Here is a 21,183-nt window from a genome sequence, read left to right on the forward strand (position 1 = left end):
TTAAATTGTTAAAGAGCTTTACTTGTTGAGCCTTCCTTTTAGTAAGGAGCCTCTCGAAGTGGACGGCCATTCTAGCGGATTAGATTCCAGTGTCAAACACTTTTTCCAGCTAATTTTTCAAAGCATCTTAAATGCTTATCACCGTCTTGTTACTCAGTTCAAACCGCTTGGTTATCCTTGGCAACGGAGGCGCATTATAGAGAGAATAATCCTTTGTACAAGGCTAAAAACGAAAAAAAGCCGCCACCGGCGACCGTTCGAACACTATTCACACAAAGCGTTTAAAATAGGTACGATTAAGCCTTAATTTCGGCCAATCGTACCTACCGTTCTTACTTCAACTATTGGTGAGCAATAATGCGGTCGTTGTTTACTAATAGCTGCACTTTCTTATCTGGATTAATTTTTCCTGCCAGTATCGCTTTCGCTAACGGGTTCTCGACACTTTGTTGAATCGCTCTTTTCAAAGGTCGTGCACCATATACTGGATCAAAACCAACTTGAGAAATTAACTTGAGTGCTTTATCCGAAACTTCAAGCTCATAACCATTGTCTTCCATTCTCTTCTTAAGGTGCTCAAGCTGAATAGCGGCTATCGACTGAATGTGCTCTTGACCCAATGGATGGAACACCACGCTTTCATCAACTCGGTTCAAAAACTCAGGACGGAAATGTTTACCTACCACTTCCATCACTTCATTCTTTATTCCTTGGTAGTCGAGCGTATTGAAGTTCTCTTGAATTCTCGAAGAGCCAAGGTTGGATGTCATGATCACTACCGTGTTTCTAAAATCGACTGTACGACCTTGTCCATCAGTTAAGCGTCCATCATCAAGCACCTGCAATAAGATATTGAAAACATCAGGATGCGCTTTCTCTACTTCATCTAGCAAAATCACTGAATAAGGCTTGCGACGCACTGCTTCTGTTAAGTAACCACCTTCTTCATATCCAACGTAACCCGGAGGAGCACCAACCAAACGAGCAACAGAGTGTTTCTCCATAAACTCAGACATGTCGATACGCACCATTGCATCGTCACTATCAAACATGAAGTTCGCGAGTGTTTTACACAACTCCGTTTTACCAACGCCAGTTGGACCAAGGAATAAGAAAGATCCAATCGGCTTGTTTGGATCAGATAAACCTGCACGGCTACGACGAATCGCATTCGATACCACTTCGACTGCTTCCGCTTGGCCAATAACTCGCTTATGTAGAACACCTTCCATGTTAAGAAGCTTCTCTTTCTCGGCTTCTAGCATTTTAGAAACAGGTATGCCTGTTTGCTTCGATAGCACGTCTGCAATTTCTGCATCAGTGACCTTATTACGCAGCAGCGTCATTTCTTGCATTTCAGCTTGAGTCGCAAGATCTAACTGCTTCTCTAATTCTGGGATTCGACCGTATTGCAATTCAGACATTCGGTTAAGATCACCAGCACGTCTCGCAAAATCCATATCCATACGAGCTTGTTCTAGCTCTGACTTGATGTGTTGCGTGCCAGAAAGCGCGGCTTTCTCTGCATTCCACACTTCTTCAAGCTCTGCGAAATCTCGTTCTTTGTCAGAAAGCTCTTCTTGTAATGTTCGAAGGCGTTTTTCACTGGCTTCATCATTTTCATTGGTAAGAGCTTGCTGCTCGATCTTCAATTGAATGATTTTACGCTCGAGCTTATCTAGCGACTCAGGTTTTGAGTCGATCTGCATACGGATACTCGAAGCCGCTTCATCAATCAGATCAATCGCTTTATCCGGCAGTTGACGATCAGAAACGTATCGATGAGATAGTGTTGCTGCAGCCACGATTGCTGGGTCGGTAATTTCTACATGATGATGAAGTTCATAGCGCTCTTTCAAACCACGAAGAATCGCCACCGTGTCTTCAACCGTTGGTTCATCGACAAGCACTTTTTGGAAGCGGCGCTCTAACGCTGGATCTTTCTCTATGTATTGACGGTATTCATCAAGAGTCGTTGCGCCAACACAGTGGAGTTCACCACGAGCCAACGCTGGTTTTAGCATGTTACCGGCATCCATAGAGCCTTCACCTTTACCAGCGCCGACCATAGTATGAATTTCATCGATGAAGAGAATGATATTGCCCTCTTCTTTAGACAATTCATTGAGGACTGACTTCAAACGCTCTTCAAACTCACCACGATATTTAGCGCCAGCTACCAAAGCACCCATGTCTAATGAAAGTACGCGTCGGCCTCTTAAACCTTCTGGCACTTCATTGTTAATAATGCGCTGAGCCAAACCTTCAACGATAGCTGTCTTACCAACACCAGGTTCACCGATAATGACTGGGTTGTTCTTAGTACGACGCTGAAGTACTTGGATAGTACGGCGGATTTCGTCATCTCGGCCAATTACCGGATCCAGCTTGCCTTGCTCCGCTCTTTCAGTCAGATCGATGGTGAACTTCTCTAACGCTTGGCGTCGGTCTTCGGCATTTGGGTCATCAACTTTTTGACCGCCACGAACCTGCTCGATAGCTTGAGATAATTTTTGCTCAGTAAGACCTAGCTCTTTAAGCAGGTTACCTAAAGGGCCTTTATCTTCAATTGCGGCAAGTAGGAAGACTTCCGAAGAAATGTATGTGTCTTGACGCTTTTGTGCGACCTTGTCACATAGGTTGAACAAAGTACCCATTGCATTCGACAGTTGAACATCACCACCGATACCACTTACTTTCGGTACACGGTCTAATATTTCGCTTAGCTTTGAACGCAATTGAACCACATCAATATTCAGCATGGTGAGCAATGGACGAATTGCACTACCATCTTGATTAAGCAAAGACACCATTAGGTGCACAGGCTCTATATATTGGTGATCACGACCTAATGCGAGCGACTGAGCATCAGATATCGCAATTTGGAATTTACTAGTGAATCGATCGAGACGCATGCCAACCTTCCTACTCTTAGATATGTTTATCTTATGGTTAGAAGATGGATACGGTAACGCGGATTTTCAAGGGATAGGAATGAAGAATAGAGTTTATATAAAAATATAGTTGTGCTGGATGACTGGTTGCACTAGCTAAAGGTTACTCTAACCAAATAAAAGTAGCTTGGCGTCCAGTAATACCATCACGACGATAAGAATAGAACGCATCGGCATCAGCGAAGGTACATAGATTAGAGTCTGTCACAGAAGTTACACCAACTTTGTTCAGTCGTTGCGTTGCAAGCTGAGACATATTCGCTAGCCATTTGCCCGGTTCAGCTTTGGCTTCAAATGCAAGCTTAGCTTGAGAGTCAAAACTAACGAAAGCTTCCAACACATCATCGCCTACTTCAAAAGCTTGTTTGCCTATTGCAGGACCAAGCCAAGCAATGATCTTATTCTCTGAACCTAAGTTTGAAAACTTTGCGACGGCATTTTCAAGAATTCCACCAGCAAGACCACGCCAACCAGCATGAACAGCTGCAACTTGAGTGCCTTTGGTATCAGTAAGGATTACAGGTAAGCAATCGGCTGTCATCGCAGAACAAACAACACCTTTAGCTGTGGTAAACGTACCGTCAGCATCAAGAATATCTGCCGTAGGGTGTAAAACCGTAACGACATCTGTTGAGTGAGTTTGATGTAGCCATACCGGAGCGGCAGGCATATTAGCGTGTTGCTTGAGCCAGGCTCTGTTGTTTTCAACAAGCGAAGCATCATCCCCAACATGCGTACCTAGGTTTAATCCTTGATACGCACCAGTAGAAAAACCATCAAAACGTGTCGAAGCAAATGCTTTCACGTTTTTTGGTGCATTCCAGTTAGGGATGATCATCGACATGATTATATGTCGTCTTCCAAGTTTTCGCGCGCATCAACACGTAACGCTTCAGCCATCACGACCATGTCATTTGGCACAGGAGCGTGGAACTCAACTTCTTCACCTGTAATTGGGTGAACAAATTTAAGCATAACGGCGTGCAGTGCTTGGCGATCAAAAGAACGAATCATTGTTGTTAGTTCTTCAGATGCACCTTTTGGAATACGAGCACGACCACCGTATGCAACGTCACCTAGCAGCGGATGCTGAAGGTATGACATGTGAACACGAATTTGGTGAGTACGACCCGTTTCTAGGCGTAGACGAATACGAGTATGCTCGCGGAAGTGCTCAGCAACACGGTAGTGAGTTACCGCTGGCTTTCCTAATTCATTTACATCCATCAAGGTACGCTTAGTTGCATGACGGCTAATGCCTTTCTCTACCACACCACCAGCGGTCATTTTGCCAATTGCAATTGCTTCATATTCACGAGTAATACGACGCTTAGCAAGAGCACGCACAAGACGAGTTTGAGCTGGAACCGTTTTAGCCACAACCATAAGACCTGTTGTGTCTTTATCAAGACGGTGCACAATACCTGCACGAGGCACTTCTGCAATCTGTGGGTAATGGAAAAGCAATGCGTTTAGTATGGTTCCATCCGGTGTGCCTGCGCCTGGGTGTACAACCAGATCGCGAGGCTTATTGATAACCAATAAGTCATCATCTTCGTAGACAATGTTTAGAGGAATATCTTGTGCTTCCCAGCGCTCTTCATCTGCAAGTTCAGCTTGCAAGATGATCTCTTCACCGCCCAAAACCTTAACGCGCGGCTTTGTAATAACTTCGCCATCCACTTGGATTTTGCCGTCAAGAAGCCACTCTTTAATGCGAGAGCGAGAAAAATCGGTAAATAGTTCAGCGACAGCTTGGTCTAAACGTTGACCTAACTGGCTGCTTTTTACTGTGTCTGTTAATGTGATCTGCTGAGCCATATCGAACTTTTTTAAAAACCGTGAGACTAATACCCATTAGTATGGATAAAATAGAATAATTGCATCATTGTATCTGTTACTGGTTAGAAAGTAACGGAAGCTTACGAAATATTTAATTCAAGGAATCGACGCCTGACATGAAACACCTTACTTTATCGGGTCTATTAGCCGTATCACTCTTGGTTGGTTGTTCAAGTAGTGAAGAGATAGTGCCAGATGTACCACCATCGGTTCTCTACTCTGACGCTCAAGAATCACTGCAGAGCGGTAGCTGGCTTTCAGCAATAGAAAAGCTAGAAGCCCTAGACTCACGTTACCCATTCGGCGCCTATTCTGAGCAAGTACAGCTCGATCTGATTTACGCTTACTACAAAAATGATGACTTGGCACTTGGCCTCGCTACCATTTCACGTTTCCTACGTTTGAACCCAACGCATGAGAAACAAGACTGGGTTCTTTACATGCGCGGCTTAACGCACATGGCGCAAGACCGAAACTTCATGCACGATATTTTTAATATCGACCGTAGTGACCGAGATCCTGAACCAGTGAAACTTGCGTTTGCTGACTTCAAGCGACTACTCGAACGTTTCCCTAGTAGCCCTTATGCTGAAGATGCACAAAAACGCATGTTCGCACTTAAGAACCGCCTAGCAGAGTATGACTTAGCAACCGCTGATTTCTACCTACGCCGCGAAGCTTGGATTGCTGCGATCAACAGAACGCAAGAGCTGCAAAAAACTTACCCAGACACCATTGCTGCGCGTAAGTCTTTAGATATCCAGCTAAAAGCTTATCAACAACTCGGCCTAGATGACGCTGTGTTAAGAACAGAAAAGTTGATTGAGTTAAACCCACTACCTTAATCAAACCTCTTACATCTCAATCCTAAAAGCGCGCTAATTTACTAGCGCGTTTTTTTTTCATCTACATATCGCAAACTTGATGGATCGCATAATACACGGTATCTTCAAAAGATAACTTTTAACAAAACATCAACATGGAGTGTGGATGTGAGTAGGTTGTTATTATTTATCTGGATATCGCTATTTAGCCACTTATCCTACGCATTAGAACTGTCTCCATTAAGCAATAAGCCTTACATGGGTGACTTGGATGTGCTCAAAACCAAAGGAACGGTTAGAGTGCTAGTGTCTGCCGATCTTGGTTTCTATTACATCGAGGATGGCAAGCCAAAAGGCATCGTGGCAGAAATGCTCTACCACTTTGAGAAAAGCCTTCGTAAGAAACATCCCTATCTCAATGTTCAAATCATCCCCGTGCAACGAGATGATCTACTTCCCTCTTTAGAGTCTGGCTATGGTGATGTCGCTGTCGCTAACCTAACGATCACCGATAAACGATTACGAACCATCGATTTTTCGGATCCGATGATTAAAGATGGTAAAGAACTCATTATCACAGGGAAAAAGGCCGAACCTATCACCGAAATCAAGCAATTGAGTGGCAAAGAGGTGTGGATACGAGCAAGCTCGAGTTACTTCGAGAGTGTACAAAGAGTTAATAAGGAGCTTAACGAGCTAGGTTTACCACCACTGCATGTCCACTTTATCGAGGAGTCATTACAAGACTACGAGCTGATAGAACTGGTTAACCAAGGTTATATACAAGGCACAATTCTGGATAACCATAAAGCCAAGCTCTGGATCGATGTAATGGAAAACATTCAAGTCCATAACGACTTACCTTTACGAGAAAATGGTCGTATTGCTTGGGCTTTAAGAAAAGACAGCCCTCAACTGAAGAAAGAGATAAACAAATACGTCAAGACCGCACGAACAGGCACCCTGCTTGGGAATGTCATCTACCAGAAATACATCGACAATACTCGCTGGTTAGGCCGAGCACTCAACCCCAATAAAGTAGACCGAGTAGCTAAACTCTCAGATGTCTTTGAAAAGTATTCGAGCAAGTATGAATTTGATCCTTTGATGATGTCAGCTCAAGGTTTCCAAGAATCAGGACTGGATCAGAGCCGGATTTCTCATCGCGGGGCTATTGGTGTGATGCAGGTATTACCGAGTACCGCCAAAGATAAAAACGTCAACATCAAGAACATCCATAAGGTGGATAACAACATCCATGCGGGTGTGAAGTATATGCGCTTTATCAAAGACCGATATTTTGACGACCCGGCAATATCACCCGACAATCAAATCTACTTTACCTTGGCTTCTTACAACGCTGGTCCTGCTAAGATCAGAAAGATGAGGAGCATTGCCAAGCAGAAAGGTTACAACCCAAACATCTGGTTTAAAAACGTAGAAATCATCACTCGCAAATACGTGAGTAAAGAACCCGTAACCTATGTTGCCAACATCAATCGTTACTTCGTAATCTATAAACAATTACAAGCTATCAATGCTATCCGAGAGGACGGCACAGCGAGATTACTGAACACTAACGACTAGGATCGCCTCCATCCCAGAGCTGGGGAGCCAAAGGTATTAGGTAAAGCTAAAAAACACAAAAGCCGCATAAGAATACTTATGCGGCTTTTGTTTATCTAATTCTGAAGAAGCTTATGTAGCGACCTATATTACAAGACCTATATCACAAAACACTATTGAGTAAATTTCAATCAAGTACTTTCCATAGGCTGTAGGACACCCCTAAAAACTGATTTAATTTTTAGCGAAGCCTTGCCTCCAAGTTATCGTTTTTCATAAGGATAACAAGCATTTTTCGCCAAAAAGATACTAAGACTTGCGTAAGATCACATTTGATTTTAATGCTTATCCCACCCAACCAAAACAAGATCTAGATCACATTCTTTATTCCTAAAAGTCGTAATCTGAAGTTAACCCATGAGGGATACAACAGAGGAAAACTTCTATGAAAATGAACATCACTGGTAAAAACATCGACATTACCTCTGCAATCCGTGATCACATAGAAAGCAAATTTAAAAAGCTAGATAAATGGCAAGTAGACATCATTGGCTGCCAAGCGAGCTTTAGCGAAGAACCAAACAAGAAGAAGAAATTTGAAGCGGTACTAACCGTACCAAAAGGCCAACTTGTTGCTTCATCAATCCATGACGACCTCTACGTAGCGATCAACGAAGTAGAACAAAAACTAGAGCGTCAACTCAACAAGCTACGCCATAAACCAGAAGCGCGCCGCGCTGAAAAGCCTGAAATCGAAGAGCTAGAAGCTGAAGTAGAATAAGGAAAGAGAACAGATTAAAAAATAGCGCCTCAGGGCGCTATTTTTTTGCTTGACGCTCGTAGCTCGCTTGCTTATTGTGTTTAAACATTCATAAGACAATCACTTTTTATGCACACTCAATCTTTGTTTATTTTTGACTTCTTTTTTCTTCCGTAAATCGGAGGCTAAGTCGTTTTAGAAAAACAAGTCAAAAACGAACAAGAAGCCTCCCACACTAGGGAGGCTTTTTTATAAGGACACATTTATGACTGACCGCTCAATTTCACTGGATGATATCCGCCTTCGTCTTAATGATTTAGACGACGAACTCCTGAAGTTACTTTCAGAGCGTCGCAAGCTAAGTATCGAAGTCGCTAAAAGCAAAGTAGAGACATCAAAACCAGTTCGTGATGCAGTACGAGAACAACAACTATTAGTTAAGCTGATCAACAACGGCAAAGATAAATACGAACTTGATGCGCAGTACATTACCAAGCTGTTTCACACCATCATCGAAGATTCCGTTTTACTACAACAGTCATACTTACAAAACCTAGCGAACCCGCAAAGCCGTAAACCATTGGCTCGCGTTGCATTCTTAGGTTCTAAGGGATCGTATTCTCACCTTGCGAGCCGCGAATACTTCAGCCGCAAGAATATGGAATTGATTGAGCTGAACTGTAATCACTTCAAAGAAGTCGCATCAACAGTAGAGTCTGGCCATGCCGACTACGGTGTCCTGCCGATTGAGAACACCAGTTCAGGGTCAATTAACGAGGTCTACGACCTGTTACAGCATACGACTCTATACATTGTTGGCGAACTTTCTCAACCGATTGAGCACTGCCTTGTTGCTAAAAGTGATATCCGTTTAGAAGACATCAAAACACTCTACTCGCACCCACAACCTCATCAACAATGCAGTGAGTTCTTGAGCCGCCTTAAGGGTGTCAACCTTGAGTCTTGCGCAAGCACCGCTGATGCAATGAAAAAAGTTAAAGAATTGGGTGGTAATGACGTAGCTGCTATTGGTAATGCATCGAGCGGTAAGCTTTATGGACTGCAGCCAATTCAGAGCAATATTGCAAACCAAACAGAGAACCACACTCGTTTCATCGTTGTGGCGCGTAAGCCTGTTGAAGTATCGACTCAAATACCAGCGAAAACAACGCTCATCATGTCGACATCTCAAGAGGCGGGTTCTTTGGTAGAAACACTACTGATCCTGCAACGCTTAGGCATCAACATGACTAAGCTAGAATCTCGTCCTATCATGGGTAACCCTTGGGAAGAGATGTTCTATGTCGATTTAGAGGCGCATCTGGATTCAGATAATATGCAACAAGCGATAACGGAACTAACAGCCATTACTCGCCACCTTAAGGTGTTGGGTTGCTACCCAAGTGAGAACATCAAAGCGACTCAAGTTAAGTTGTCATAGCTGAAAGTGAGTATCAGCTTTTAGCTAACATAAGTATTTGGCCTACAGCAGGCCAAATACTTAAATCACCCTCTAGTCGAGTACTATTCTCGCTAAGAAAACTCACCCTAGCATGCCTGAAACACAATTCACTTGTTTCGCACATTCGGCACGCTTACTCTCTCCACTACTTGAGCCTTTCTAACAAAAACTCATTAGTGGCTTTTTTTATCAATAAAGACAAAACCTTACCCCCTTCACAGGAAATCATCGAACTACGTATAATTAATAGCGAGTAAGCATTAAGTAACATAAACTTATGCGCTTAATTTATAAATAGTGTTGTCATTAACTATGAAGCTAAGTACTAAAATCTTACTACTAATAGCCCCTGTGATACTGATCAGTACCGCGGCTTCTAGCTATATTATTTATTCGACGCAAAAAAGCAGTTTCATCAAACGCGAAGACAACGCACTTCAACTGAACATGGAAAAACTAGCCGGATACTTTCGCCAATCTCGTTCGTTCCTCAATAGCTACTCTTACACCTTGACCCAGAGTGATATGGTGAAGCGTTATTTTCTCACTGATCAAAATCTATCTCGCGATCTTGAACTGGTCAGTAATCTTCGAGAAGCCATTCATTTCCTGCAAGATGACGATGAAAGCTATACAGGTTTAGCGCTTCTTAATGGTGATCGAAAACTGCGTTATTACGCGGATAATAGCAATGACTCACGCACTCAGATTGACAGTAAGATATTGGAGTATGTTGACCAGCACTATCAAGACACCCTAGCAACATCGAGTACCAACTATATTCAAAACTCCCAAGGCGAAGGGATGTTGGTTCACTATGACAAGGTAGACAGAAAAGCAATTTTCCCAACCGCAAGCAATCAACCCGACGATGTGTTCTTTGTTGTTGTCTCTGTCTCTCTCGACAAATTTAATGCGCTGCGAAAACAAATAGAGTTCGACTACCAAACCAGTTTGTTCTTCACATCCATAGCGGTTTCTTTGGAAAATGATGTCACCCACTCAGTCAAGCTTGCACCAGAACTGTACGCCACGGTCGACCCGGCGCAATTCCTGTTGGAAAACAAGCTCGATTCGATTTGGAACAAGCTGAGTTTGTCGTTTGCACTGTCTGCGTTTGTGACTGTCGCTCTGCTACTCATGCTTCTGTCTCGCACTGTGATTACTCCAATAACACGGCTCGATCGACAGCTACAGCAAGTCGAAAAAAAACAACGTAAGAACATTGAACGCTTAGGCACTCGTGATGAACTTGGCCGCTTATCACAGCGTTTTTATGACATGTACCAAGAGCTAGACAACACCTACCAGCAAACCAAGCTCTTGGCCGAAAATGATCAGTTAACCCAAATAGCCAATAGGCATCAGTTTCAAACCTTCGTTCAGCAATCGTTGCCAAAACCGAGTTCGAATACCGAAACCTGGGTTCTCTATTTTGACTTGGACAACTTCAAGTTTGTGAACGACAAATACGGGCATCAAATCGGCGACTCGATTCTGGTTTCTTTTGCTCAGCGTATTTCAGATATTTGTCGTCATTATAAAGAGGAATTCGACGCTCATTGTATGCCAGCCCGACTTTCTGGAGACGAGTTCGTTGTCTACATTAACGCTCCTAGTCACCGAGGAAATGTCGCGCATCGATTCTCGAACGATTTGCTCACTCCACTGCAAAAAGGCTTTGTCACCGAATCAGGCAGCTTTCCGATCACGGTCAGTATTGGTATTGCGACCTACCCTAATGATGGCAACTCAATCGAGAAGCTTCTGTCCAACGCGGATACCGCGATGTACCAAGCCAAGCGTGCCGGTAAAAACCAATTTGCTGACTATTCACGGGATTTAGACAAAGCCATTCAGCGCCAAGCAGACATTGAACGTGCGCTCAGAGGTAAGAATTTTGATGATGAATTCAGGCTCGTTTACATGCCCTACATGGATTCTACCGGGACTGATGTTATTGGCGTTGAGGTGTTATTACGTTGGAATTCAAAGCAACTTGGTTTGGTTCCACCGGATGAGTTCATTCCAATAGCCGAACAAACCGGGCTGTTCGAACATGTTGACCGCTGGGTAATACAGAATGCGTTTGCTTCATTCCATCGACTTCAGGCTCAATTTGATCACTCAATTCAATTGTCGATCAACCTATCTTCTGCTGGCATTGAAACCACTCATCTTGCGGGTTTCATTAAAGAACACGCGGAGTTAAATCGAATTCCACCAAGCCTAATCGATTTTGAAATCACTGAAACCTTTTACTCAAATTCAGAAGGTTTTCCATTGCTGAACGAACTGGCATGCATGGGCTATCGACTTGCGATTGATGATTTTGGTTCCGGTTACACCTCTATCACTCAACTGGTGCAGTATCCAACTCAGAAAATTAAATTGGATAAAGCGTTTTTGGATACCTTGATTGAGACCAATAACCAGAACATCGTAAAACCAGTTATCGGGTTGTGTCATGCTCAGGGGAAAAAGGTCACCGCCGAAGGGATTGAAACTCAAGACATGCACCAGTGGTTACAGGATGCACAGTGCGATATGCTGCAAGGCTATTACTTTGGTAAACCCATGCCACTAGAAGAGTTGAGTGACTGGTACCGACAACATCAACTCAATCTAATCGACAACAAAAAGAATCCGACACATGAAATCTGTAATCATCGCATCGCTGAACCCAGCTAAAATAAACGCCGTTAAAAGTGCGTTCTTATCTGCTTTTCCTGATACTGAATTTGATTTCAAAGGCATCAGCGTCCCTAGTGGTGTCGCCGATCAACCGATGAGCAATGATGAAACCTATCAAGGTGCCGTGAATCGAGTTCACAACGCAACTCAAGCTCAGCCTGATGCAGACTTCTATGTTGGTCTAGAAGCGGGAATAGAAACAAACGTCACCTTTGCCTGGATGGTGATCGAAACGAATGGCCAACGTGGCGAGTCTCGTTCAGCAAGTCTGATGCTGCCACCAGCCGTGCTTGAGAAACTAGAGCATGCAAACGAGTTAGGGGATGTGATGGATGAAGTGTTTGGTACCGACAATATCAAACAGAAAGGTGGTGCCATTGGCCTACTGACACATAACCAATTGTCACGCAGTTCGGTCTATCATCAAGCTTTAATTTTGGCTCTGATCCCATTTGTGAATCCTGAACACTTTCCTATTTAGTATTTGAGGCTTCCTTAAACTTCAAAAGATTCCAAGAACAATCTTCAGAAACAAAAAACGCTAACATCCAGTTAGCGTTTTTTATCGAATTCGTATTCATACTATCGCGTGATAGCTTAATTCCATTATTACTTTAGCAATAGGTCGGCGATCACGACTTTCTCTTGCTCAGATTTGGCCTTTAGCTCATTTGAGCCTCTGGTTATCGTCGCTACGCCTACGCCCAGCATTTGACTCACCTGTCGTTGAGACATATCGCCTTTCATCAGCTCACAGAAGATATTAATTCGAGCAACCAGAGCATCTCGCTCGTCTGGTGTCATCATCATAGTCAACAACAGCTCGTGCTGATCTTTTTCGACAGCCGTCTTTACCAAGTCCATCAGTTGTTGCCAATTATCATATTCAGGTTGTGATGCCATATCTCTACACTTACTTTTAAATTCTGACTTTAAAGAGTCGCTTAACGATTGAAAGCGTTTAACACTTTATACCGAAACACTTGATGCGATCCAATGTAAAAAGGCAGTAAGTGGAAATGGTTCGCACTCACTGCCTTTATTCTTACTCAGTTTCGGGCCAAATGCCGAAGGCTTAGTATTTCGTTTTTGCCTCATGGGGCGCTAAAAACGTCCCTTTCTCACCCAAGATATCTCGATAGTAGGTCTCAAACATCAAGATATTCTGAACGTAGCCACGTGTCTCTTTGAATGGGATCATTTCGATAAATGCAAAGGCATCGAGCTTTTCATCGCTGCGTGAACGCCACTGTTTCACACGGCTAGGTCCAGCATTATAAGCCGCAAACGCAAAGATACGGTTGTCATCATATTGAGCGAGTAAACCATCTAAGTAGTGACTGCCAATCTCAATGTTTTTGCCGACATCATAAAGATCATCGCTGCCCTGATACTTAATCTTATGTTTGTTCGCTGTGTATTGCGCCGTCTTGGGCATAATTTGCATAATGCCACGCGCGCCAACTGGAGAGCGAGCTTCTGAATCCATCGCACTCTCTTGTCTTGCTAAAGACATCAAAGTGATTGGATCGAGATCGTGCTTTTCAGCGTAGAAGTTAAACCACCACTTATGAGCAACAGGGAAGCGCAGCGCAATGTTATCCCACATCTTCGCAGAGATACTCGCTGTTACGGTAAAGTGATTCCAACGCTGTGTCGCAGCGTAAGCGGCAAGCATCTCTTTTTGCTCTTTATCTGCATTGGTCAGTAACCAGCGCCATTCACTTTTCGCTGCCGCAATTTTGTCTCGGTCAATCAGTTCACCAATACGCACCAAAGAGGTGTCGAATGGCTTCACTGTTTCAGCATTGTATTTAAGTGTCGATGTTGGATATTGAACTGGCTTACCTAGCTGCTTAGCCGCAGCCACACTGTAGAAATTACGCTGACCCAAGATATCTGACAGTCGCTTATTGCCTTTGTCAGTATCGCCCGTCGCGATTTCAGCTCTGCCCTGCCAATATTGCCAACGAAGCGAAGCCTGATGTTTATCATCCAAGCGCGCTATCCACTCTTTCAAACCCGTCCAATCGGCATGTTGAATTGCTAAGCGAGCACGTCGTTCCAGCAGAACTTGCTTTGATGAACTCGCGAGCATTTTGTCGCGCCACACCATTAACTCTTCAGAGTCGGTGTTGATCAGACGAAACGTTAGGTAATCAGCGAGCTCTTGAGATTTCTCTTTCGAAAACTTCTGAGCCTTGATGACATCATCAAACACCTTTTGAGCACTGCTTGATGATTTCCTTGCTAGCTTCTCGAAAGCAAACTCGGTTTGAGCTTGGTAGAATTCATTCGCTGGATGTTTTTTAGCAAACGCGAGTACATTTTCAGGCTTGTTGTACAACGCCTTCATCTGCTTCGCTTGAGCAATTGACTCATCATGATCCAATTGCTTAATCAGATAGCTCATTAACTTACCGTTACGGCCCTCGAACGCTAGCAGCATTCTATCCAGAATCAGCTCATCAGTTCTTAGCCCAGCTTGATCCCAGCTTTTAAATAAAGGGTCACAAGCGTCATCAACACCACTACCACTCAACCAAAGTTGTTTAGCTCCTTTAAAGGCAAGCTCTTGGTTACCTTGCTCGTAATGCGCTCGATAATAAATACATTGGTATTTTTCACCGACAGGCTCTTTGGTTTGAAACTCAAGGATCGTCTTCCACTGTTTTTGAGAAGCCAATGAGTCCAAATAAGGTGCGCGCATTCGATTGGAGAAAGGCAATGCCTTGTTCTCTTCAATGAAAGCATCGACCTCAGCAGGTGTGCGATCACCTAAGCCAATCAGAAAGGCCCGATAATCGGTGTAAGGTGTTAAAGGGTATGTTTGAATTTTGTTACGCAGCGCGGAGTAAGCTTTTAGATCACGGCTGTCTAAAACCTCTTGCGCTTTATCATAAACGTCACGCTGCATTTCAAGCTCGGATGCATTGCTAGCCATAGCGACCGGAGCCAGTGAAACCGAAGACAAAATTGCCGATGCAGCCACAGCAATTTTCGTATTACCAATGCGGAAAAACATTCGCTCTTTCCTTAGTGCGTGTATGAATACGTGAAGTCTATTTACGCCCGACATCACATCAAATGTAAAGGATTTGAGTGTAAATATTATTAATATTTAACACTTCGCCTCAGAAGCCCATTAAATATAGTTTTAATGACCAATGTGACAATAATAGGTAAGGATTAGTTCAAGAGTGGCTTTTCTGCCCTAGGAGTAACATCTTTGAGGATATTGGTATAAAATAGCAGACAATTTTGAACAATAATTAGGATCTATCGGCAATGGCTGAATACGTATATACCATGTCTCGGGTGAGCAAAACTGTTCCACCTAAGCGTCAAATTCTTAAAGACATTTCTCTTAGCTTTTTTCCTGGCGCTAAAATCGGTGTTTTGGGTCTAAATGGTTCAGGTAAATCTACCCTACTACGTATCATGGCTGGTATTGATACTGATATTGATGGTGAAGCACGTGCACAACAAGGCCTTAAAGTAGGTTATCTACCACAAGAGCCTGTGCTAGACGAATCAAAAACTGTTCGTGAAATCGTAGAAGAAGCGGTTTCTGACGTTGCTGACGCACTTAAGCGTATTGATGCGGTTTACGCAGCTTACGCAGAACCAGATGCAGACTTCGATGCACTGGCAAAAGAGCAAGGCGAACTAGAAGCTCTGATTCAAGCAAAAGACGGTCACAACTTAGAGACTGCTCTAGAGCGTGCTGCTGATGCACTTCGTCTTCCTGAGTGGGATGCGAAAATTGAATTCCTATCAGGTGGTGAGCGTCGTCGTGTTGCTATCTGTCGTCTACTTCTTGAAAAGCCAGACATGCTGCTTCTTGATGAACCAACCAACCACTTGGATGCAGAATCAGTAGCATGGCTTGAGCACTTCCTTGTTGATTACAGTGGTACTGTTGTGGCGATTACCCACGACCGTTACTTCCTAGACAACGCAGCTGGCTGGATTCTAGAACTTGACCGTGGTGAAGGTATCCCATGGGAAGGTAACTACACGTCTTGGCTAGAGCAAAAAGACGAGCGTCTTAAGCAAGAAAAAGCGGGCGAAAGCGCACGTCAAAAGACAATCGAGAAAGAACTTGAATGGGTTCGTCAAAACCCTAAAGGCCGTCAAGCTAAGTCTAAAGCTCGTATGGCTCGTTTTGAAGAATTGACAACTGGCCAATACCAGAAGCGTAACGAAACCAACGAACTGTTCATCCCGCCAGGTGAGCGTCTAGGTGATAAAGTTCTTGAAGTGAACAACCTGACTAAATCGTTTGGTGATCGCGTTCTTATCGACGACCTATCGTTCAGCATGCCTAAGGGCGCAATCGTCGGTATCGTTGGTGCCAACGGTGCAGGTAAATCAACACTATTCAAGATGCTAAGCGGTGCAGAACAGCCAGATTCAGGTACAGTTGAACTAGGCGAAACCGTTAAGCTTGCTTCTGTTGATCAGTTCCGTGACAGCATGGACGACACTAAGACAGTATTCCAAGAGATCTCTGAAGGCGCTGATATCATTAAGATCAACAACTTCGAAATCCCTGCGCGTGCTTACTGTTCTCGTTTCAACTTTAAAGGCAACGACCAACAGAAGATCATCGGTGAGCTTTCTGGTGGTGAACGTAACCGTGTTCACTTAGCGAAACTGCTAAAAGCGGGCGGTAACGTACTGCTACTCGATGAGCCTACCAACGACCTTGACGTTGAAACGCTACGTGCTCTTGAAGAAGCACTGCTTGAATTCCCGGGCTGTGCAATGGTTATCTCGCATGACCGTTGGTTCCTTGACCGTATTGCGACCCATATCTTAGACTACCGTGATGAAGGTCAAGTTAACTTCTACGAAGGTAACTATACTGAGTACACTGAGTGGCTTAAGCAGACTCTAGGCGCACAAGCGGCAGAGCCGCACCGTATCAAGTACAAGCGTATAGCTAAGTAAATAAGCTTGTATTTTGAACAAAGGCCGCGATAATAGCGGCCTTTGATATATCTGGCTTACGTGTAATGCATCGATATAGAGAGATTACTTATGGTTGAAAGACGTCAATTTTCACGAGTTATTTATCAAGTCCCGACTGAGATCTCACAAGGACAAGTAAAGGTATCAGGCTCAGTGCAAGACTTATCACTCCATGGTTTACTCATTCAATGCAATGAATCAAAACAACTTAGCCATGATGTCCCTGTTCAAGTGAGCTTTAAACTCGAAAACAGTGATATCAATATTCAGTTAGAAGCAACGATAGTCTCTACCATCAATACCTCAATGCGTTTACGCATAGAGCATTTAGATATTGATAGTATCAGCCACCTTAAGCGCCTTGTTGAGCTTAATGTTGGTGACGATGACCTGCTTTATAGAGAGATTGAACACCTTACCGACTTAGGTAAGGAATAATATCTCCATTACCCTTTTTCTATTAGAAGCATTTAGTTAATACAGAACCATGTCTAAAAAAGTGTCCATTACTATTCCCTCTAGTCAGGGGGAACAGACGTTTTACTTCGGTCGAAAAGCCGTACTCTTATGCATGACAACCCTGCTCTCAGTACCGATGTTGATTGGTGGTGCAACCTACATGCACCTTGAGAGTAAAAACAAGCTAGCTGCACAAGCCGGTGATGCACAACAGTTAATTGAAACTCTGATTGTTGAAAAAGAGCAGACCGAGTTCTTATACGCGGAACAAGTTGAAACCAACCACACCCTATCTCAAGCCTTAACTGAGAAAGAAGGTACGATTCAATTACTGGGTAAGCGTGTATTCGATGTGGAATCCGTTCTAGGCCTGGCTGATGAAGAGTTACACACCGATGAGGTTTCACTAGAAGACCGTATTGATGCTGCAGCCGTCGATTCCGCGGTAAGAGCTACCATGTTCCGCTTAATTCCTAATGATAGTCCGATGGCTTATCAACGCATCTCGTCTTCATACGGTCGCCGTACTAACCCAATTACAGGCAAACGCCACAACCATACTGGTATCGACCTTACTTGTAAGCGTGGTGAAGATATCTTAGCACCGGCAGATGGTGTGATTGAAACCGTACGCCCAAGCAAGAAAGGCTTTGGTAACTTTATCACCATGCGCCATTCATTTGGCTTCATGAGCTCTTACGCGCATCTGCAAAAATTCAAAGTTCGCAGCGGTCAGTTTGTCAGTAAAGGTGATGTGATTGCGAGCTGTGGTAACTCAGGTAACTCAACTGGGCCACATCTGCATTATGAAGTACGCTTCCTTGGTCGCTCATTGAACCCTCAATACTTGATGGATTGGACACCAGAAAACTTCAATTACGTGTTTGAGAAAGAGAAAAAGGTGAAATGGGGCCCACTCGTTCAGCTGATTGATAACGTGGTTCGCTTGCAGATCAACCTAACTAACGTGCCTTACATCAGTTCAACTATCGACACAGTATCCAGCGATGATAACCGAGTATCGAACGAGAATAACAAAGAGCCTATCGTGACTAACTAGGTTTGTTCGTTTGGCCCATGATGATCCAAATGCATTTCGCCTACTATAGGCCAGATGCAATATCGGCATTCAACACAAACAAAAAGAGCGACCAAATGGTCGCTCTTTTTTATTTTTCAAACCACACTATTAACCGCGATGAATCGAGTCATGTGCTTGTTTTAACAGGCTTTGGCTCTCTTGTAAAAATTGTTGTGAGTAGTCACCAAACCAATCACTCACTTGGTTGAAGCTCTCAACAAACTTAGCCTTATCTTTGCCATCTAGAATTTCTAACGCTTCTCCGAAACAGCTATGGAAGCGTCGAATCATCTCAATATTCTCATCCGAAGAAAGAATGATATCGCCGTACAAGTTCGGGTCTTGAGCAAACAGACGACCAACCATCGCAATCTCAAGTCGGTAGATTGGCGAGCTTAGTTTCAGAAGTTGATCAATGTTCGGGTTCTCTTTACTCAGGTGCAAGCCGTAAGCAAAAGAGGTGAAGTGACGAAGTGCTTGAATCAAGGTCATGCCGTGATCGTGTTCAGCTGCATCCATCTGGCAAAGGCTCGCGCCCCAAATACCAAATTGATTCAGTAGCCATTGGTAACTTTCAGAACCACGACCATCACTGTAAACAATCACCTGCTTAGCAAGGCTAGGAACATCAGGGCCAAACATTGGGTGCAATCCAACTACTGGGCCTTGATGCATGTTCATCATTGCTTGTAGAGGTTTAGATTTAATTGACGTCAAATCACATAGAATACAATCGCTTGGTAGATTACCTAGCTTCGCAATCACACCTTCCGTTAGGTGAATTGGAACCGTAACAACCACAAGCCCAGCATTATCTAAGATTTCGTCGGCCTTATCCCAATCTTGGCTGCCAAGGATTTTTACTTCGTAGCCAGACAGTTTGAACATACGACCAAACAAGCCACCAAGTTGACCATTACCACCAACGATAACCACTGAACGTAACTCTGGGTTAAGACACTTAAAGCCAGAATCTTTCTCGCTGGCATAAGACTCACGCATAGTACGACGCAAAATATCTTCGATTAACTGTGGTGGAACCCCTATTTTCTCAGCTTCTTGACGACGAGATGCCAGCATCGCAGCTTCACGCTCTGGTACATAAATAGGTAAACCATGTTCACTTTTTACTTCGCCTACTTTCTCTACTAGAGCAAGGCGTTGAGCCAGTAAATCCAACATTTGTTTATCGACAGCATCGATTTGGTCGCGTAATTCGTTCAGTTCAACGGCCATTTTATTCCTTACTAATCTATAAGCCCGTGCCAATCTATAAGCCCACAATCATGCAGGTTCGCTAGCAACAGATCTTAAAATGCCTCATTAGATGAGGCACTTAAATTTAAACTCTGACTAACCTTTCAAGCGGTTCTCTAAGAACGGGACTAATTCCGTATGTGCATGTTTTAATAGTGCCTCAGTTGAATCCCAATTGATACACGCGTCGGTAATAGAAACGCCGTATTTCATCTCATTGAGAGGTATATCCGAAGATTGGTTTCCTTCGTTAATATGGCTTTCAATCATCAGGCCGATAATCGACTTGTTGCCTTCACGAATTTGGTGAATCACATCTTCTGCAACTAAAGGTTGGCGACGGAAATCTTTACGAGAGTTCGCGTGGCTACAGTCGACCATTAGCGCTGCCTCTAAACCAGATTTACCCAGCTCTTGCTCACATTCGTGTACCGATACTGAATCGTAGTTCGTCTGCTTACCGCCACGTAAAATCACGTGACCATTTGGGTTACCTTGCGTTGTTAGTAGTGCAACCTGACCTTCGCGGCTGATACCCATGAAACGGTGGCTAGAAGAAGCCGCCTGCATTGCGTTGATTGCAGTGCCTAGGTTGCCATCGGTGCCGTTTTTAAAACCGATTGGCATTGAAAGACCACTTGCCATCTCACGGTGAGTTTGAGATTCAGTCGTACGAGCGCCAATAGCCGCCCAGCTGAAGGTATCTGCTAGGTATTGCGGGCTAATTGGGTCTAATGCTTCAGTCGCTAGTGGGATTTCCATCTCAGCGAGTTCAACAAGTAGTTCACGACCAACATGCAGACCATGCTCAATATCGAAAGTGCCGTCTAGATGTGGGTCATTGATCAAACCTTTCCAACCGACAGTGGTACGAGGTTTCTCAAAGTAAACACGCATAACAATATACAGTTGATCGCTAAGTTGCTCAGATAAGGCTTTTAGGCGTTTCGCGTACTCTTTCGCAGCTTCAATGTCATGGATAGAACATGGGCCACATACAACAAGCATGCGATGATCTTTCTTATGAATGATGTTTGCGATAGTTTGACGAGACTCTTGAATGAAACGACGAGCATTATCACTCAAAGGCAGTTTTGCTTTTAACTCCTCAGGAGTAATCAGTACCTGTTCGTCGATGATATTGACATTGCTTAATTCACTTTTCTGCATAACTCAACCTGTATATTTATTTTTACACCCAACATTTCCATTTGGGCTAACAATCTTTAAAAACACAATAACAGCTAAAAAAACGATTGCAAGTGTAAACAATAAAAAACATTAACTGTAAATTTTATTTTACACAT

16 protein-coding genes and 1 other annotated feature are annotated in these 21,183 nt (G+C 43.6%); of the genes, 9 read left to right on the forward strand and 7 right to left on the reverse strand.

All coding sequences use genetic code 11. The annotated features are described in order from the left end of the window. Positions 1-341 precede the first annotated feature (341 nt). The 3 genes from clpB to rluD form a co-directional block, all read right to left on the reverse strand. Complete coding sequence (clpB, locus tag AB4503_RS20700) at positions 342-2,915, reverse strand: ATP-dependent chaperone ClpB (protein WP_017062851.1); 2,574 nt, start codon at positions 2,913-2,915, stop codon at positions 342-344. Between the two features lie 142 nt (positions 2,916-3,057). Next, complete coding sequence (gene pgeF / locus AB4503_RS20705; RefSeq protein WP_017065705.1) at positions 3,058-3,798, reverse strand: peptidoglycan editing factor PgeF; 741 nt, start codon at positions 3,796-3,798, stop codon at positions 3,058-3,060. 2 nt (positions 3,799-3,800) lie between these two features. Further along, the gene (gene rluD, locus AB4503_RS20710; RefSeq protein WP_017059364.1) at positions 3,801-4,775 is read right to left on the reverse strand and encodes a 23S rRNA pseudouridine(1911/1915/1917) synthase RluD; all 975 of its coding nucleotides are present in this window, start codon (positions 4,773-4,775) and stop codon (positions 3,801-3,803) included. Positions 4,776-4,912: 137 nt separating this feature from the next. Here rluD and AB4503_RS20715 point away from each other — a divergent pair, with 137 nt between their 5' ends. The 6 genes from AB4503_RS20715 to yjjX all read left to right on the forward strand — a co-directional run bounded on the left by AB4503_RS20715 (position 4,913) and on the right by yjjX (position 12,583). Further along, positions 4,913-5,641, forward strand: coding sequence for an outer membrane protein assembly factor BamD (locus AB4503_RS20715; protein ID WP_017059363.1), 729 nt, complete (start codon positions 4,913-4,915; stop codon positions 5,639-5,641). A 141-nt stretch (positions 5,642-5,782) separates the two neighbouring features. Beyond that, positions 5,783-7,207: a lytic transglycosylase F gene (locus tag AB4503_RS20720; RefSeq protein WP_346393666.1), complete on the forward strand. Its 1,425-nt coding sequence runs from the start codon at positions 5,783-5,785 to the stop codon at positions 7,205-7,207. A 424-nt stretch (positions 7,208-7,631) separates the two neighbouring features. Next, positions 7,632-7,967 carry a ribosome hibernation-promoting factor, HPF/YfiA family gene (gene hpf, locus AB4503_RS20725; RefSeq protein WP_004735034.1) on the forward strand — a complete coding sequence of 112 codons (336 nt, stop codon included), beginning with the start codon at positions 7,632-7,634 and terminating at the stop codon, positions 7,965-7,967. A gap of 110 nt (positions 7,968-8,077) precedes the next feature. Then, positions 8,078-8,199 (forward strand) — a sequence feature (Phe leader region). A gap of 12 nt (positions 8,200-8,211) precedes the next feature. Beyond that, positions 8,212-9,387, forward strand: a complete 1,176-nt coding sequence (gene pheA, locus AB4503_RS20730) for a prephenate dehydratase (protein WP_017059361.1) — start codon at positions 8,212-8,214, stop codon at positions 9,385-9,387. Between the two features lie 333 nt (positions 9,388-9,720). Next, on the forward strand, positions 9,721-12,099 hold the full coding sequence (locus tag AB4503_RS20735; RefSeq protein ID WP_372115679.1) for an EAL domain-containing protein: 2,379 nt from the start codon (positions 9,721-9,723) through the stop codon (positions 12,097-12,099). Further along, on the forward strand, positions 12,062-12,583 hold the full coding sequence (yjjX, locus tag AB4503_RS20740; RefSeq protein WP_017059359.1) for an inosine/xanthosine triphosphatase: 522 nt from the start codon (positions 12,062-12,064) through the stop codon (positions 12,581-12,583). Before AB4503_RS20735 ends, yjjX begins: the two co-directional genes overlap by 38 nt. 128 nt (positions 12,584-12,711) lie before the next feature. Here the strand turns inward: yjjX and trpR are convergent, their stop codons facing one another. Both trpR and sltY read right to left on the reverse strand, forming a co-directional pair. Further along, positions 12,712-13,005, reverse strand: a complete 294-nt coding sequence (gene trpR / locus AB4503_RS20745; RefSeq protein ID WP_017059358.1) for a trp operon repressor — start codon at positions 13,003-13,005, stop codon at positions 12,712-12,714. 172 nt (positions 13,006-13,177) lie between these two features. After that, positions 13,178-15,127 (reverse strand): murein transglycosylase, encoded by a 1,950-nt coding sequence (sltY, locus tag AB4503_RS20750; RefSeq protein WP_102321444.1) that lies wholly within the window; start codon positions 15,125-15,127, stop codon positions 13,178-13,180. Between the two features lie 263 nt (positions 15,128-15,390). Here sltY and ettA point away from each other — a divergent pair, with 263 nt between their 5' ends. From ettA to AB4503_RS20765, 3 genes are all read left to right on the forward strand, one after another. Then, entirely contained in the window at positions 15,391-17,058 is a 1,668-nt protein-coding gene (ettA, locus tag AB4503_RS20755) for an energy-dependent translational throttle protein EttA (protein ID WP_017056147.1), read from the forward strand. A gap of 90 nt (positions 17,059-17,148) precedes the next feature. Then, positions 17,149-17,517 (forward strand): PilZ domain-containing protein, encoded by a 369-nt coding sequence (locus tag AB4503_RS20760; protein WP_017059356.1) that lies wholly within the window; start codon positions 17,149-17,151, stop codon positions 17,515-17,517. 49 nt (positions 17,518-17,566) lie between these two features. Further along, positions 17,567-18,598 carry a M23 family metallopeptidase gene (locus AB4503_RS20765; RefSeq protein WP_372115680.1) on the forward strand — a complete coding sequence of 344 codons (1,032 nt, stop codon included), beginning with the start codon at positions 17,567-17,569 and terminating at the stop codon, positions 18,596-18,598. A 129-nt stretch (positions 18,599-18,727) separates the two neighbouring features. Here the strand turns inward: AB4503_RS20765 and tyrA are convergent, their stop codons facing one another. Together tyrA and AB4503_RS20775 are read right to left on the reverse strand one after the other, a co-directional pair. Beyond that, the gene (gene tyrA, locus AB4503_RS20770) at positions 18,728-19,855 is read right to left on the reverse strand and encodes a bifunctional chorismate mutase/prephenate dehydrogenase (RefSeq protein ID WP_017056144.1); all 1,128 of its coding nucleotides are present in this window, start codon (positions 19,853-19,855) and stop codon (positions 18,728-18,730) included. 117 nt (positions 19,856-19,972) lie between these two features. Further along, positions 19,973-21,046, reverse strand: a complete 1,074-nt coding sequence (locus tag AB4503_RS20775) for a 3-deoxy-7-phosphoheptulonate synthase (RefSeq protein ID WP_017059354.1) — start codon at positions 21,044-21,046, stop codon at positions 19,973-19,975. Between the last annotated feature and the right edge of the window lie 137 nt (positions 21,047-21,183).

The sequence above is a fragment of the Vibrio sp. 10N.222.55.B11 genome, from assembly GCF_041473705.1.
Lineage (GTDB): Bacteria > Pseudomonadota > Gammaproteobacteria > Enterobacterales > Vibrionaceae > Vibrio > Vibrio crassostreae_C.

Coding starts and splice junctions, on each gene's coding strand:
- clpB (WP_017062851.1), bottom strand. CDS start 2,915: ATGCGTCTCGATCGATTCACTAGTAAATTCCAAATTGCGATATCTGAT.
- pgeF (WP_017065705.1), bottom strand. CDS start 3,798: ATGTCGATGATCATCCCTAACTGGAATGCACCAAAAAACGTGAAAGCA.
- rluD (WP_017059364.1), bottom strand. CDS start 4,775: ATGGCTCAGCAGATCACATTAACAGACACAGTAAAAAGCAGCCAGTTA.
- AB4503_RS20715 (WP_017059363.1), top strand. CDS start 4,913: ATGAAACACCTTACTTTATCGGGTCTATTAGCCGTATCACTCTTGGTT.
- hpf (WP_004735034.1), top strand. CDS start 7,632: ATGAAAATGAACATCACTGGTAAAAACATCGACATTACCTCTGCAATC.
- pheA (WP_017059361.1), top strand. CDS start 8,212: ATGACTGACCGCTCAATTTCACTGGATGATATCCGCCTTCGTCTTAAT.
- AB4503_RS20735 (WP_372115679.1), top strand. CDS start 9,721: ATGAAGCTAAGTACTAAAATCTTACTACTAATAGCCCCTGTGATACTG.
- yjjX (WP_017059359.1), top strand. CDS start 12,062: ATGAAATCTGTAATCATCGCATCGCTGAACCCAGCTAAAATAAACGCC.
- trpR (WP_017059358.1), bottom strand. CDS start 13,005: ATGGCATCACAACCTGAATATGATAATTGGCAACAACTGATGGACTTG.
- sltY (WP_102321444.1), bottom strand. CDS start 15,127: ATGTTTTTCCGCATTGGTAATACGAAAATTGCTGTGGCTGCATCGGCA.
- ettA (WP_017056147.1), top strand. CDS start 15,391: ATGGCTGAATACGTATATACCATGTCTCGGGTGAGCAAAACTGTTCCA.
- AB4503_RS20760 (WP_017059356.1), top strand. CDS start 17,149: ATGGTTGAAAGACGTCAATTTTCACGAGTTATTTATCAAGTCCCGACT.
- AB4503_RS20765 (WP_372115680.1), top strand. CDS start 17,567: ATGTCTAAAAAAGTGTCCATTACTATTCCCTCTAGTCAGGGGGAACAG.
- tyrA (WP_017056144.1), bottom strand. CDS start 19,855: ATGGCCGTTGAACTGAACGAATTACGCGACCAAATCGATGCTGTCGAT.
- AB4503_RS20775 (WP_017059354.1), bottom strand. CDS start 21,046: ATGCAGAAAAGTGAATTAAGCAATGTCAATATCATCGACGAACAGGTA.